The sequence below is a fragment of the Tumebacillus sp. BK434 genome (assembly GCF_004340785.1).
Classification (GTDB): Bacteria; Bacillota; Bacilli; order Tumebacillales; family Tumebacillaceae; genus Tumebacillus_A.
In genome coordinates, this window is sequence record NZ_SLXS01000001.1 from 1025474 (window position 1) to 1038042 (window position 12569).

Here is a 12569-nt window from a genome sequence, read left to right on the forward strand (position 1 = left end):
AACATGGGAATCGTGATCGTTGAAGTCTGCGATGTCAATCCGGCTTCCGGACTCGATCTGGAAAGCTTGGAATCCGCATATCCCGGCACGAGCGTCATCCGCACGTCTTGCCTCAGCAATTGTTCCGAATGCGCCCTGCATCCGTATGCTTACGTCAACGGGGAAATCCATTGGGCGGAAACGACAGACGAATTGTGGAACACGATCAAAACGGCGATCGCAGCAGAACTCGCCGCCTTGGGATAAGAAAACGGGCCTGGCCGAAAGCGGTCAGGCCCGTTTTTCGCATTATGCGGTCAGCTCATCAACTTTGGTAAATTCGATCTGTACCTTGTAGCCGGCATGCTTCTTGATGTTCAGCACGCCGCAGTCGAGAATCAGGTACTGCCCTTTGATCCCGAGCAGCTTGCCGGTGATCAGCGGAGCTTTGTCAAAACCGATCGACTTGACCTTCTCCAGCGTCTCCAAGATCGGGTAGGTGAACTCGTACAGCTCCTCCACGTCGAACAGATACTGCTGGAACTCCTCCGGCACGAGCTCCTTGATCTTGGTGCGCATCTCGAACAGATCGACATCGTCGACGATGCCTTTCAGCATCTTGCGCCAGTCGGTCTTGTCGGCGATGTGCTCGGCGATCGCCATCTCCAGCTCCCCGGCCATCTTGCGGGTCGGCAGCTCGGCGATCGGAATCGCCTTGATCGCGCCTTGATCGACCCAGCGCGTCAGCTCGCGGTTCTTGCGGGTCAAGCCGACCTTGATGCCGGAGGAGAGCGCCAGGTAGACGTAGTGCGGGATCATGCAGTGCGTCTTGGCGAACTCTTCATCGCGGCAAGTGCCTTTGTCAAAATGGCACTCGTGCGGCTTGACGATGCACAGGTCTGTCTCGGCCAGCGTCGTCACGCAGGGGTAGCAGTAGCCGCCGCCGTACAGCTTTTTCACTTTGCGCCCGCAGGTGCAGCAGGCCATTTCATTGAGGAACGAGAAGCGGATTTCCCACCCGATCAACTCGTTCAGCGGAACTTTATGTTCACCGAGCTCCAGCGTATAGCTCACCGGAGCGTCCGGCCGATGCGTCAATGAGTTCAAAAAACCTTCGTACGTCGTCATAACCCACTTCCTCTCCAGCCCACTCTTGATCTCTACAAGTGTATCAAAAACAGCTACGAGTTTCGACCCTCAACCTTGTCCAATTTATACACGGTAAACGCTTCGGTCGGGCGGAAACCAAGCTTGCGGTAGTTGTCTTCGGCCGGCTTGTTCGCACGCGTCACGCTGAGCGACACCGCATGCTGCGGTCCGCGTTTGGCCCGCACCCGCCGCAAGCCTTCACGCACGATTTCGCTGCCGTAACCTTTGCCCCGCGCTTGCGGCGATACCCCGGTATACAGCAGCACCGTGTCGCCCGCGTAGCGTCCGCCGTCAAACTGATGGAAGATCGCAAACCCGACATCCTGCCCTTCCGCGTCGGTCGCCAGCACCCAGATCTCCGGATCAAACGGGCCGAACCGCTCCTGAAACATCAGAAAACTCTGCTCCGGGTAGTCGGCGCTCCACTGCATCATCGGATCGAGCGTACTGCCAAACGAGGCCCGGTAAACGTTGTAAAAACGCTCCCTGACCTCCTCCGAGTAGGCTTTGAAGGTCAGCGCGCGCTGCCCCGGCCCCACCTCTTCGGTCAACTTCAGGCGCATGTCGAGCCGGTCGACCCAGCGGTAAAAACCCGCTTCCTCAAACACATCGCCGAGCGTGCCCGCGTGCGTGGCGTGATCCACGTATGTCACTTTGGTGATCGCAGGTCCTGCAAACGACCAGATCTCGCGCAGCAGCGCCCGGGTCACGTCCCGCTCATCATAGGCAGGGTCGACATCCGGCCGCTGCAGTTGCAGCTCATGCTCGAATTGTCCATAGCGCAACAAGCCGGCGAACACATCGCCGTCCAGTGCGACAAGCGTATTCGACTCCACTTGCTGTATGACGCCCTGCTCCTGAAAGCGAGCCACATCCTGCTCCACCTGCCGCTCCAAGAGCGGTCCGTCCAGCCCGCGCGAGCGGTGCACCACGTGGGCGATGTTCCACACGTCACCTTGCTCTACCGAACGAATCTGATATTTCATCCTCATTACCTCCGATCATTTGACTCTGACCTTAAATCTACTATACAGTAAAATTACCAAAAGGGGGAAACTCAACATGTCGTTTCAGAAAACATACATTTTGACGCCGCCAGCGCCCTATCGATTCGAGTATTTTCGCAAACGGGTGGAGAGCTCCTCGAACACCTACCTGTATTCGATCGGCGACAACCGCTTGTCCCGCGCCCACATCATCGGCGGCCGCCCGGTGCTGGTGCACGTTTCGGCAGTTGAAACAACTGCTGCCCAAGAAGCGCCCCGCATCACGCTCGACGTGCACGGCGCGCAGGATGAAGCACAGGCGGACGCAGCAGCCGACATTTGGCGGCATATGCTGTCTGTGGACCGTCCCCTGCTCCCGTTTTATGAAAAGGTGGCGGACGATCCGGTGATGCAAAACCTCACCGCCGAGCTGTCCGGCCTGCACCTGCTGCTCGACTCCGGACCGTTCGAATCGATGATCCTCTCCATCATCGGCCAGCAGGTCAACCTGACCTTTGCCGAAAACCTCAAGCGCGGCCTGGTCGAACTGTGCGCTTCTTCGATCGATGTCGCAGACTCGACCCATTTTGCCTTCCCGTCACCTGAGCAGATCGCCCGGCTTGAATATGATCAGCTGCGTCCCTTGAAATTTTCCCAGCGCAAGGCGGAGTATGTGATCGACTTTTCGCGCGGCGTGGCGGATGGCCGCATCGATCTCGCTGCACTGGAAACGATGAGCAACGAAGAAGCGATCGACTCACTGGTCAAGTTGCGCGGCATCGGCCGCTGGACGGCCGAATGCGTGCTGCTGTTCGGACTGGGCCGCCCGGACTTGCTTCCTGCCGCCGACATCGGTCTGCGCAACGCGATTCAGCATTTCTGGGGCTGGGACCACCAGCCGACCGAACTGGAAGTGCGCGCGTTTGCCCAAGGCTGGCAAGGCTATGAATCGTACGCCACCTATTATCTGTGGACAGCGCTCGGACTCGCCCGCGCCGCCCAGAAACAACAAAAGGAAACCACCCCCACAGGACGGCGCAAAAATTCGAAAATTATGGCAGAACAAGACAAGGAGTGATTGGAATGAAGAAACGGTTATCTCTTCTGCTTGCTGCAACCTTGATCACCACGCTCGGAACGACCTCGGCACTGGCGACGATGCCGGCGAAAAACGATTCGCCGACGCCGTTTAAACTGTCCGGCTCTTACAAATCCAGTTTGCGCTTCTCCGATGTGCTGTCGACCGACTGGTCGCTGCGCTTTGTCACCGAAGCTTCGACGAAAGGCATCATCAGCGGCGACGGCTACGGCAAGTTCCGCCCGAGCGCCAACGTCTCCCACGAAGAAGCGATCATCATGACCATCCGCGCAATGGGCTTGACCGACGAAGCCCTGCAGCTAAAAGACACGAAACTGCAGCTGCCCGACGCAGTCAAAGTGTCCGCCTGGGCCCGCCCGTTCGTCGCGCTGGCGATCGCGAACGGCTTCCTCGACCAAGACGCCGCTTTGCACCCGCAAGCGTACGCCGATCGCGAATGGGTGACCGAACTGGTCGTGCGCGCGATGGGCCTCGACGCAGAAGCCAAAGCGCACATGAGCGACAAGCTGACCTTCAAGGACGCGTCGCAAATCGAGGCGGACGCGGTGGGATACATAGCGGTGGCGGTCGATCAAGGCGTCATCACCGGCTACCCGAACCAAACGTTCCAGCCGAACAAGCCGGTCAAGCGCAATGAGATGGCGGTCATCCTCTGCAACGCCGAGAACTCCTTCGAATATGATGACAACCGCCAAGCGCAGACCCAAGGCCTGCTGAACGGCACGATCGGCCAGGTCACGTCTGATGGACTGACCTTCAAGAGCCGCACGCATCAGGATCTGACCCTGAAATTCGCCGCCACCTCTTTTGTGTTCGTCGGCGACAAACTCTCCGCCAAGAGTGCGCTGCAAGCCGGCATGAGCGTCCGCCTGTTCCTGAACGCGCAAGGCGAGATCGTCTTGGTCCACGCCAAGAAAGAAGCCCCGCAGCGCGAACTGATCGAAACGTTTGCCCATGGCCAGGTGCTCGCCTACACCGCGCCGCAAGCGGGCAAAAAAGGGTCGATCACCTTGCTCCTGCAGTCGAAGACTGCGCTGAAGCAAGCGAACAAAAAGCTGACCCTCGACATCGCGGCCGACGCTGCCGTGATGATGAACGCGCAGAGCAAAACGTTCTCCGACGTGAAGATCGGCGACCGCGTCGGCCTGACCATTCTCAACAACACGGTCGTCAGCATCGACGTGATCCCGGGCACCTTGCAGAAGTTTCCGGAATAACCGTGCATTGAAAAACACCATCCCGCGCAGGGATGGTGTTTTTTCATCGGGATCGTCGCTACCGCAGATCGAAGCCGTTTTGTCCGAACGGCTTCGGCTGGGCCTGAATGCCTTCAAAGACGAGCATCCAGCCGTTTTCTGCACGATAGATCTTCGTTTCGGTCTTGTCGTCGATCATCAGCAGATGGAACAAGGAAGCGTTCGATTTCAAATAAGGGCTGAGATGCTCATCGTGCAGGCGCAGGTTGAGCACGCGGTGCTTATCCTGCTGCGGCACCGCCACACCGTCTGTCAGCGGGAAATCGGCGATGGTGACCGGCGGCAAAAGCGGCGATTTCGTATGCGACTTGCAATGCTCGTAGGCGCTGCGCGTCGCTTTTGCTTTTCGGCTCTGTTCGAGAACATATGCGTAATACATTTCCAGGCTCCTCGCTTCCAAAAGGTTAACGTCCGCGCACTTCTTCCTCCGGCCTCTCTTCCGTCTCCTCATCGTCGTCCTCGTCTTCGCGATCGCCGCGCTCCCACTCCCGCAGTTTCTGCTGATAGCGGAGTTTGCGCTTGATCTCTTCTTCCGGCGACCACATCGAGCGGTCGACGCGGGAGAAGACGAAGATGAAGGGCAGGATCAGCAGCAGTCCGATCACTGCGACGCCCAGCGCCGACAGGAGCGAATAGAGCAGCGAGACCCCACTGAGCCAAAGGATCAAAAAGATGGCCGGGCAGAAGATGATGCACGTGCGCCACCAAAAACGATAATAAGACATGCGGGCTCTCCTTACGCTTGTGCGCGCTGCTTAGCGCTGCGCGAACTCGGCCAGCAGGCGTGCACCGTAACCGGTAGCGCCTTCATTGCTGAAGGAATGCGAACGGTTGACCGCCATCGGGCCGGCCATGTCAACGTGCGCCCACTTTTGGTTCTCGCCAACGAAGTTGCGCAGGAACAGCGCAGCGGTGATCGCGCCGCCGAGGTCGCCGGAGGAGATGTTCGCGATGTCTGCGATCGGGGAGTACAGCAGATCTTCGTACTCGTCGAACAGCGGGAGTTCCCACACTTTTTCGCCGGTGTAGTTCGCCGCTTGTTTCACAGCGTCAGATACGCTTTCGTCGTTCGCCCACAGACCGGACATCTTGGAGCCCAGCGCGCGCATGCAAGCGCCGGTCAAGGTCGCAATGTCGATCACGCGCTCGGCACCGATCTCTTGGGACAGGATCAGCGCGTCGGCCAGCACGAGGCGGCCTTCTGCGTCGGTGTTGCCGACAGAGACCGTCTTGCCGTTGCGGTATTCGATGATCTCGCCCGGCAGCATCGCGTTGTTGTCGATCAGGTTTTCACAGGTGCCGATGATGCCGACCACATTGACCGGAGCGTTCAGACGGGTCAGGATGTACATCGCGCCGACGGTCGCTGCAGCGCCGCCCATGTCCATGCGCATGTCGGACAGGTCGCGGGACAGTTTCAGCGAGTAGCCGCCTACGTCAAAGGTCAGACCTTTACCAACGAGCGCGGTCAGCTGTTTGGACTTGTCATTTTGGAAGTTGATCTTGATCATTGCCGGCTTGTGCGCAGAACCGCGGCCGACAGCGATCAGGCCGTTGTACTGGCGCTTTTCCAGCTCTTCGCCTTTGAAGATCTCAACGGTCGCGCCGGAGTCTTTGAACAGGTTCTCAACGAAGTCTGCCAGGTCGTACGGGCGCATTTTGTTGGTCGGCTCGTTGTTCAGCTCGCGCGCGATCACCGTGCCTTCGCCGTAGATCTTGCCGCGGTTCAGCGCGTCTTCGAATCCTGCGAGGTCGCCGTCGAGGGAAGCGATGGTGATGTGATTCACCGTGCTCTCTTCCTTCTTCGCCTTGTATTTGTTAAATTGGTACTCGCCCATCACGTAGCCTTCTGCTGCGGTGTGCACGAGATCTTCTTTGCTGTAGGAAGTGCCTTCCGGAAGCAGTACGGTCACGTCGCTCACGCCTTCTTTGCGGGCTGCGCGCGCACCAAAAGCGACCGCGTCACGGAATTTGTTCAGTTCGAATTTCTTGACATCGCCGAGACCGACAACAACAAAACGGGTGCCGTTGTGGTCGAACCATACAACATGGTCCTTCTTCTTGCCATGATAATCGCTGAGCGTCAGGCCCAGCTGCTCCACGTTTTGACCGATAAACACGGGCAGAACGGTGGTTTTGCCCGCTTGATATGTACCGAGTGTAAAGTTCATCTCAAGGTCCCCCTTTTGTCGCTTTCAAAAATTTCGCGTATGGAAATATTTCTTCCCTGTCATTATACCTTGTCCGCCACAAAACACCAAGGAAAGTTTTCCCGCTAAGGCGAAATCCATCCCTGAGAGCGCTCAGCCGCCCGCTTCCATCCGGCGTACAGCTTCTCGCGCTCCGCTTGCTCCATCTGCGGCGCAAACGCCGTCTGATCGGTCAGCGCAGCCAACAGCTCGTCACGGCTGGCCCAGAACCCGACAGCAAGCCCGGCCAGGAAAGCAGCCCCTCTCGCTGTCGACTCGTGATGCGCCGGACTCACCACAACCGTCCCCAGCAGATCGGCTTGAAACTGCATCAAAAAGCCGTTTTGCGTCGCTCCGCCGTCGACGAGCAGCCGCTTGATCGTCAGACCCGAGTCGGCCTGCATCGCGTCCAGCACATCGCGGGTCTGGTAAGCGATCGCCTCCAGCATCGCCCGCGCGATGTGGGCGCGCGACGTGTCGCGGGTCAGGCCGAAGATCGAGCCCCGCGCATAAGCGTCCCAATACGGTGCGCCAAGCCCGGTGAACGCGGGCACGATGTACACGCCGCCCGCGTCCGGCACAGAACCGGCCAGCCGTTCCGACTCGGCAGCATCCTCTAAGATGCGGAGCTCGTCGCGCAGCCACTGCACCCCGGCCCCGGCGATGAAAACGCTTCCTTCCAAGGCGTACTGCACCTCGTCGCCGACTTTCCACGCCACGGTGGTCAGCAGCCCGTGCTCCGACTTCGTCGGCCGGTCCCCGGTGTTCATCAGCAGGAAACAGCCGGTGCCGTACGTGTTTTTCGCCATGCCTTTCTCGAAACAGCCCTGCCCGAACAACGCGGCCTGCTGGTCGCCGGCGATCCCTGCGATCGGCACCTCCGCGCCGAAGATCGCAGCGTCGGTCATGCCGTACACTTCGCTCGACCCGCGCACTTCCGGAAGCATCGCGCGCGGAATGCCGAACAGCGCTAGCAGTTCGTCATCCCAGTCCAGCGTGTGAATATTAAAGAGCATCGTGCGCGAGGCGTTGGTCACATCGGTGATGTGCAGCTTCCCGCCGGTCAGCTTCCAGACCAGCCACGTGTCGATCGTGCCGAACAGCAGCTCGCCCCGCTTTGCCCGTGCCGCTACGTCGGGCGACTTCTGCAAGATCCACTCCGCCTTGGTCGCAGAAAAATAGGCGTCGACGACGAGCCCCGTCTTCTCGCGAATCAATCCGCCATGGCCCGCCAGGCGCAGTTCGTCACAGCGACCTGCCGTGCGGCGGCACTGCCAGACGATCGCGTGGTGCACCGGCTCTCCCGTCGCTTTGTCCCAGATCACCGTCGTCTCACGCTGGTTGGTGATGCCGACCGCGCGCACCTCGGCCGGCGACACGCCCGCTTTTTGCAACGCGCCATGCAGCGCTTGCAGCTGCGTCTGCCAGATCTCCTGCGCATCATGCTCGACGTGGCCCGGCTCCGGGTAGTGCTGGGCAAACGGAAGATGATCGGCTGCCACCGCCCGGGCGCTGCTGTCATACACAATCGCCCGCGAAGAGGTCGTGCCTTGATCGAGCGCCACGACGAAGCTCCGCTGCCTGTTGTCTGTCACTGAGAGCGCCCCCTTTCTCTTCCACTACTATTTTAAATGAATTTAGAAAATTACACCAGAACTCGCCTGGGGATTCTGCCAAATCTTACGACTTTGTGACGCATAAGTTCCGCTATGTGAAATCTGTTGCATAGCTTTGAAAAATAGTGGTATCATGACTAATAGAAATTCAGAGCGTAGGGAGGGACTCCTGTGTACCGTTATTATATGGGTATTGCACTTATGTGTTTGGTTATGGCAGTATTCGGTCTGTTGCTGTCGGTGAATGCAGCAGCATTCGCAACCATCCTCGTCGGTTTTGCCGGTGCATTCTTGGCGATCGCATTCATCACCGCAGGTCCGGAATCACGCTGGTAACCCTGCACCCGATAAGCTTTGGCATGTACACATACCATGGCCCCTGTGGAGTTCCCACAGGGGTTTTTTATGCTTCTTCGGCCCGAAGATAGACGCACAATGCCGGCAGCAGCTCTTCCGCTTTTTTGTTGCAGTGCAGGATCGGGATGCCGCTCGCAGCGGCGATCTGCGGCAGCGTGCAGACCGGCTTCATCGCAAGCTTCGTCCCGATCACCAAGAGCAGGTCGGCCTGCCCCACGCGGTCGGCGGCGACGGCGATGTGGCGGACATCTTCCCCTTCCAGCACGATGTTTGGCTTGAGCAGCACGCCGCAGGTCGGGCACAAGGGCTGCGGGTTCGCTTCGGCGGCATGGGCGGGATACAGCGCCCCGCACCGCTCGCAGAGCAGTTCGCGCAGGTTGCCATGCAGCTCCAGCACGTCGCGGCTCCCCGCCTTTTGGTGCAGCCCGTCCAGATTTTGCGTGATCACCGGCACCCCCGCCTCCGCCAGCGCCAAGTGCGCCGGATTGGGCCGGGCCACCCGCCAGTCGAGCAGCATGTCCCGGTAGCAATCGTAAAACGTCAGCGGGTCGCGCCGGTAAAAATCGACCGTAAAAATCTCTTTCAGCGTAAAGCCCCGCCATGTCTTGCTCACCGTCGGCAATCCGCTCGGCACGGAGATCCCCGCCCCGGTGATCGCAACGGGACGCCGCGCCTGTTGTGCCCACGAGATCCATTGCCTGTCCATCTTCCCGCCTCCTTTTGATTACAGTATGACCCAGTTTCGCATACTAGTCTCAAAACAGCCTGCAGATGGAGGTGGAACGTTGGCACAAGAACTGCTGTCACCGGAACATTTGACGATGATCACGACCGGTTTTGTGGTCGGAACGTTCGCCCGCATCGTCACGCTGAAAGAAGATTACCGCCAGTATCCCAGCTATCCGAACGGATTTGTGATCCACATCGTGACCGGAGCGGTCGCCGCCGCGATCGGCGCAGTGGCAATTCCGGCCCTGCTCACGAAGAACTTTGTCGGGGTCTCCTTCCTCGCCCTCGCCATCCAGCAGTTTCGCGATGTGCGCCGGATGGAGAAAGTATCCTTGCAGGAGCTGGAAAAGTCGGAGTTCTCCCCGCGCGGCACCGCCTACATCGACGGGATCGCCAAGACGTTCGAGGCGCGCAACTACGTGGCGCTGCTCAGCGCTTTCCTCTGCGTGCTTGTGATGGCGCTGCTTCCCGGATACCGTCCGCTCTCCGATGTGATCGGCGGCGTGCTGGCCGGGCTGCTCGCGATCTGGCTGTTGCGCCGCTATACGAAAGGCAAGAAAGTCGGCGACATCTCCGATATTAAGCTTGCCAAGATCCGCTTTGACGAGCGGGGCAAGCTGTTCGTCGACGACATCGCCGTGCAGAATGTCGGACTGCCCGCCGCCCGGGAGCGATTCGAACGGGAAGGCGTCGCCGTGATGATCACGCCGCGCTACGCGGACGGCGGGATCGTGCTTGCCAACTACGGCCAGCGCCAGGCGATCGTCCACGAAGCGGCCCGCACCTTCGGTCTGAAGCGCTATCACTACATGCGGCGCGATTTCGAGACGGGGCGCATCTGTTTTGCGATGATTCCGATTCGCCGCGATGAAGGGGCGCTCTTGCAACTGGTCGCCGAAGTGCCATTGCTCGAATCGACGAAAAAAAGCGCCCGGATGCGCAGCCCCGAGCTCTTACCGGGCAAAAAAGGAGAATGACCGATGGAAAAGCGTTCCCGAGACATTCTCGCCGTGATCGCCCAGGACAAAAAACATCTCGCCGGCGGCAAAGCGCAGGCCTTCCTCGCCGATTCGGAAGAAGCCTGCCAAAGCATGGCCGAAGAGATCGCCCAAGCGCTGCACGGCGAGATCATCTCCCTCTCGAACGGCGTGTTCCTGATTCTCGACATTTGACCTGCATCGCAGCAAAAAGCGCCTCTGCATACACAGAGGCGCTTTGCGATCCATTTTATGCGGGTTCGATCGCCTGCAAAGCCGATTCGAAAAACTGCACCGCATCCTCATACAGCTTGTTGCGAGTGGCGATCAGTCCCAGGTGCTCCAGCACCGACACGCGGAGTTCCCCGCACGACATCAGTTCGGGATGCCAGAGCGCCTGCAAAAACAACTCCTCCGCCTGCTGCAATCGCCCTTCCCGATACAACCGCTCAGCCAAGCTGTGCAACCGGTCGAGGTCTGGATGCGCACAGACCAGCCCAAGCTCGACATCAAACAAGAATGGGTACGTGGTGGAAGGCATCACCGACACTCCTCTCTGTCCGTTCGTAATATGAGTATCATAACAGAATTCGAGGAATTTCGACTTTTTCTTACACAACTTTTGTGACACTTTCCGAATCTCGATAAAATGTCACAGGCATGATGCGCGCTTCAGAACGGAGAGAACCAGCGCTCCCGCTTGAAGTCGCCACATTCACCCGGCAGCGACTCCTTGACGATGCGGTAGTAGGGCAGCGCCTGCTGTCCGTCGCCTTTTTGCAACATCGGTGCGCTTCAGCCGCTCCACGGTGATGCCAAGGCCGCCGGAGATCTTCTCCAGTTCTTCTGCGGTCGCATAGCGGCCGTCGAGATTCCGCTCCAACGTCATCCGCCCGAGATCGATCGCTTTGGCAAAGCCACGCGCTTTGACTTTTTTCTCCGCCATGATCTCGCGGATGCGCCGTCCGAGCCAGACGTTATAATCCCGCTCCGCCACACGACCACCCCTTTCCGTTGCGAAAGCCAGCGGGCAAGCCTCGCTGGCTTTGATTCTCAGCTTGCTGTTACGTCCACTGCACGTTCGAACCGCCGGAGAGCAGGTCGCCCTGATCATTGACCGCCCAATTCGATTTGCGCTCGCGGCCGATCGTCGTCGCCGGTCCGTGTCCGGAGTAGACGACAGTATCCTCAGGCAGCGTGTAGAGCTGCTCGCGGATGCTTTTGATCAATCGTTCCATATCGCCGCCCGGCAGGTCGGTGCGTCCGATGCCGTTATTGAACAGCGTGTCACCGGCGAGCACGAATCCGTCGCCGACAAAGACGACGTGGCCAGGCGAATGGCCAGGCGCAAAGCGTACTTCCAGCTGGTGTTCGCCGATCATCAGCGTGTCGCCGTGCTGCAGCACGGCATCTGCCCCCGGCCCGTCGATCGGGTCGATGTACTCCGGGTAGCGCGCCGAGCCGTTCAGCGCCGGATCGGTCAGCCAGTCTTTCTCCACTTCATGAATCAGCACTTTCGCATGCGGTGCTGCCGCTTTCACTTCCTGCAGACCTGCAATGTGATCGAGATGTGCATGGGTGATCCAGATGCCGACCACATCAAGCCCTGCCAGCGCCGCAATCACCTCGTCCGGGTCCTGGCCCGGATCGATGACCACCGCCTGCTTCGTCGCGTCATCGACGAGCAGGTAGCAGTTCTCTTGAAACATGCCCAGCACAAACGTATGTATGTTCAGACTCATCACTTGTCCCCTCCTGATGGAAGTTGTATCTGCTTTCCTCTTTTCTTTATACCATATCAACATGCAAAAGGACATCAGCCGCTGGCTGGTGCCCTTTATCGTTTGTTAGATTAGAATGATTTATTAAAGTTAGAGACTCCAAACATCGTACAGATCGGCGACCGGAATGCCCAGCGCCGAAGCGATGCTCGACAGCTTGGTCGCGTTCGCGCCGCGGTTGCCCGACTCGATCGCGTAGATGTAAGATTGCGAAACGCCGGCGCGATCCGCCAGCTCTTTTACCGACAAACCCGTTTGTTTTCTGATCTTTTTCAGTTGCATACCAATCGTCAAATCGCTCATCTTATCTGACTCCCCATCTGTTTTCATTATTGTTTTCCCCCTACCAAAGCTAAACAATAACGATTTGATATTTACTTACTTTATAACATAATTTTTCGAACAAAAACCGCATTCGCTTTAATTAAAGCTCCATCGACATTTTTCGACA

At 58.6% G+C, this 12569-nt stretch carries 17 protein-coding genes; 6 read left to right on the forward strand and 11 right to left on the reverse strand.

What is annotated here, in order from left to right; translation table 11 throughout:
- The first annotated feature begins 3 nt into the window (after positions 1 to 3).
- Positions 4 to 246 (forward strand): YuzB family protein, encoded by a 243-nt coding sequence (locus EV586_RS03390; protein ID WP_132943650.1) that lies wholly within the window; start codon positions 4 to 6, stop codon positions 244 to 246.
- Positions 247 to 288: 42 nt separating this feature from the next.
- On the opposite strand, the gene EV586_RS03395 is transcribed toward EV586_RS03390, so the two are convergent.
- Together EV586_RS03395 and EV586_RS03400 are read right to left on the reverse strand one after the other, a co-directional pair.
- Complete coding sequence (locus tag EV586_RS03395; RefSeq protein ID WP_132943651.1) at positions 289 to 1107, reverse strand: DUF2797 domain-containing protein; 819 nt, start codon at positions 1105 to 1107, stop codon at positions 289 to 291.
- Positions 1108 to 1160: 53 nt separating this feature from the next.
- Positions 1161 to 2114, reverse strand: coding sequence for a GNAT family N-acetyltransferase (locus EV586_RS03400; RefSeq protein WP_165898201.1), 954 nt, complete (start codon positions 2112 to 2114; stop codon positions 1161 to 1163).
- A 76-nt stretch (positions 2115 to 2190) separates the two neighbouring features.
- On the opposite strand from EV586_RS03400, the gene EV586_RS03405 reads away from it, so the two are divergent.
- Together EV586_RS03405 and EV586_RS03410 are read left to right on the forward strand one after the other, a co-directional pair.
- On the forward strand, positions 2191 to 3192 hold the full coding sequence (locus EV586_RS03405) for a DNA-3-methyladenine glycosylase family protein (RefSeq protein ID WP_132943653.1): 1002 nt from the start codon (positions 2191 to 2193) through the stop codon (positions 3190 to 3192).
- A gap of 5 nt (positions 3193 to 3197) precedes the next feature.
- Entirely contained in the window at positions 3198 to 4430 is a 1233-nt protein-coding gene (locus EV586_RS03410) for an S-layer homology domain-containing protein (protein ID WP_132943654.1), read from the forward strand.
- A gap of 58 nt (positions 4431 to 4488) precedes the next feature.
- Here EV586_RS03410 and EV586_RS03415 read toward each other — a convergent pair whose 3' ends face one another.
- From EV586_RS03415 to glpK, 4 genes are all read right to left on the reverse strand, one after another.
- Positions 4489 to 4848, reverse strand: coding sequence for a hypothetical protein (locus tag EV586_RS03415; RefSeq protein ID WP_094236340.1), 360 nt, complete (start codon positions 4846 to 4848; stop codon positions 4489 to 4491).
- 25 nt (positions 4849 to 4873) lie between these two features.
- A complete protein-coding gene (locus EV586_RS03420) occupies positions 4874 to 5194 on the reverse strand; it encodes a hypothetical protein (RefSeq protein ID WP_132943655.1) in 321 nt (106 codons plus the stop codon).
- A 30-nt stretch (positions 5195 to 5224) separates the two neighbouring features.
- The gene (locus tag EV586_RS03425) at positions 5225 to 6640 is read right to left on the reverse strand and encodes a leucyl aminopeptidase family protein (RefSeq protein ID WP_132943656.1); all 1416 of its coding nucleotides are present in this window, start codon (positions 6638 to 6640) and stop codon (positions 5225 to 5227) included.
- A gap of 104 nt (positions 6641 to 6744) precedes the next feature.
- A complete protein-coding gene (gene glpK / locus EV586_RS03430; protein WP_132943657.1) occupies positions 6745 to 8253 on the reverse strand; it encodes a glycerol kinase GlpK in 1509 nt (502 codons plus the stop codon).
- A gap of 192 nt (positions 8254 to 8445) precedes the next feature.
- Between glpK and EV586_RS20955 the strand changes: the two genes are divergently transcribed.
- Positions 8446 to 8610, forward strand: coding sequence for a hypothetical protein (locus EV586_RS20955; RefSeq protein WP_165898202.1), 165 nt, complete (start codon positions 8446 to 8448; stop codon positions 8608 to 8610).
- Between the two features lie 67 nt (positions 8611 to 8677).
- Here EV586_RS20955 and EV586_RS03435 read toward each other — a convergent pair whose 3' ends face one another.
- Positions 8678 to 9337 (reverse strand): SIR2 family NAD-dependent protein deacylase, encoded by a 660-nt coding sequence (locus EV586_RS03435; protein ID WP_132943658.1) that lies wholly within the window; start codon positions 9335 to 9337, stop codon positions 8678 to 8680.
- A gap of 79 nt (positions 9338 to 9416) precedes the next feature.
- Here EV586_RS03435 and EV586_RS03440 point away from each other — a divergent pair, with 79 nt between their 5' ends.
- Both EV586_RS03440 and EV586_RS03445 read left to right on the forward strand, forming a co-directional pair.
- A complete protein-coding gene (locus EV586_RS03440; RefSeq protein WP_132943659.1) occupies positions 9417 to 10337 on the forward strand; it encodes a YIEGIA domain-containing protein in 921 nt (306 codons plus the stop codon).
- Between the two features lie 3 nt (positions 10338 to 10340).
- On the forward strand, positions 10341 to 10532 hold the full coding sequence (locus EV586_RS03445) for a capping complex subunit for YIEGIA (RefSeq protein WP_132943660.1): 192 nt from the start codon (positions 10341 to 10343) through the stop codon (positions 10530 to 10532).
- 55 nt (positions 10533 to 10587) lie between these two features.
- On the opposite strand, the gene EV586_RS03450 is transcribed toward EV586_RS03445, so the two are convergent.
- The 4 genes from EV586_RS03450 to EV586_RS03465 all read right to left on the reverse strand — a co-directional run bounded on the left by EV586_RS03450 (position 10588) and on the right by EV586_RS03465 (position 12421).
- Positions 10588 to 10878, reverse strand: coding sequence for a tetratricopeptide repeat protein (locus EV586_RS03450; protein ID WP_132943661.1), 291 nt, complete (start codon positions 10876 to 10878; stop codon positions 10588 to 10590).
- Between the two features lie 174 nt (positions 10879 to 11052).
- Positions 11053 to 11334, reverse strand: a complete 282-nt coding sequence (locus EV586_RS03455; protein WP_165898203.1) for a helix-turn-helix domain-containing protein — start codon at positions 11332 to 11334, stop codon at positions 11053 to 11055.
- Positions 11335 to 11401: 67 nt separating this feature from the next.
- A complete protein-coding gene (locus tag EV586_RS03460; protein WP_243652909.1) occupies positions 11402 to 12079 on the reverse strand; it encodes an MBL fold metallo-hydrolase in 678 nt (225 codons plus the stop codon).
- Positions 12080 to 12208: 129 nt separating this feature from the next.
- Positions 12209 to 12421: a helix-turn-helix domain-containing protein gene (locus tag EV586_RS03465; protein ID WP_087458475.1), complete on the reverse strand. Its 213-nt coding sequence runs from the start codon at positions 12419 to 12421 to the stop codon at positions 12209 to 12211.
- Positions 12422 to 12569: the final 148 nt, after the last annotated feature.

Coding starts and splice junctions, on each gene's coding strand:
- EV586_RS03390 (WP_132943650.1), top strand. CDS start 4: ATGGGAATCGTGATCGTTGAAGTCTGCGATGTCAATCCGGCTTCCGGA.
- EV586_RS03395 (WP_132943651.1), bottom strand. CDS start 1,107: ATGACGACGTACGAAGGTTTTTTGAACTCATTGACGCATCGGCCGGAC.
- EV586_RS03400 (WP_165898201.1), bottom strand. CDS start 2,114: ATGAAATATCAGATTCGTTCGGTAGAGCAAGGTGACGTGTGGAACATC.
- EV586_RS03405 (WP_132943653.1), top strand. CDS start 2,191: ATGTCGTTTCAGAAAACATACATTTTGACGCCGCCAGCGCCCTATCGA.
- EV586_RS03410 (WP_132943654.1), top strand. CDS start 3,198: ATGAAGAAACGGTTATCTCTTCTGCTTGCTGCAACCTTGATCACCACG.
- EV586_RS03415 (WP_094236340.1), bottom strand. CDS start 4,848: ATGTATTACGCATATGTTCTCGAACAGAGCCGAAAAGCAAAAGCGACG.
- EV586_RS03420 (WP_132943655.1), bottom strand. CDS start 5,194: ATGTCTTATTATCGTTTTTGGTGGCGCACGTGCATCATCTTCTGCCCG.
- EV586_RS03425 (WP_132943656.1), bottom strand. CDS start 6,640: ATGAACTTTACACTCGGTACATATCAAGCGGGCAAAACCACCGTTCTG.
- EV586_RS03435 (WP_132943658.1), bottom strand. CDS start 9,337: ATGGACAGGCAATGGATCTCGTGGGCACAACAGGCGCGGCGTCCCGTT.
- EV586_RS03445 (WP_132943660.1), top strand. CDS start 10,341: ATGGAAAAGCGTTCCCGAGACATTCTCGCCGTGATCGCCCAGGACAAA.
- EV586_RS03450 (WP_132943661.1), bottom strand. CDS start 10,878: ATGCCTTCCACCACGTACCCATTCTTGTTTGATGTCGAGCTTGGGCTG.
- EV586_RS03460 (WP_243652909.1), bottom strand. CDS start 12,079: ATGAGTCTGAACATACATACGTTTGTGCTGGGCATGTTTCAAGAGAAC.
- EV586_RS03465 (WP_087458475.1), bottom strand. CDS start 12,421: ATGAGCGATTTGACGATTGGTATGCAACTGAAAAAGATCAGAAAACAA.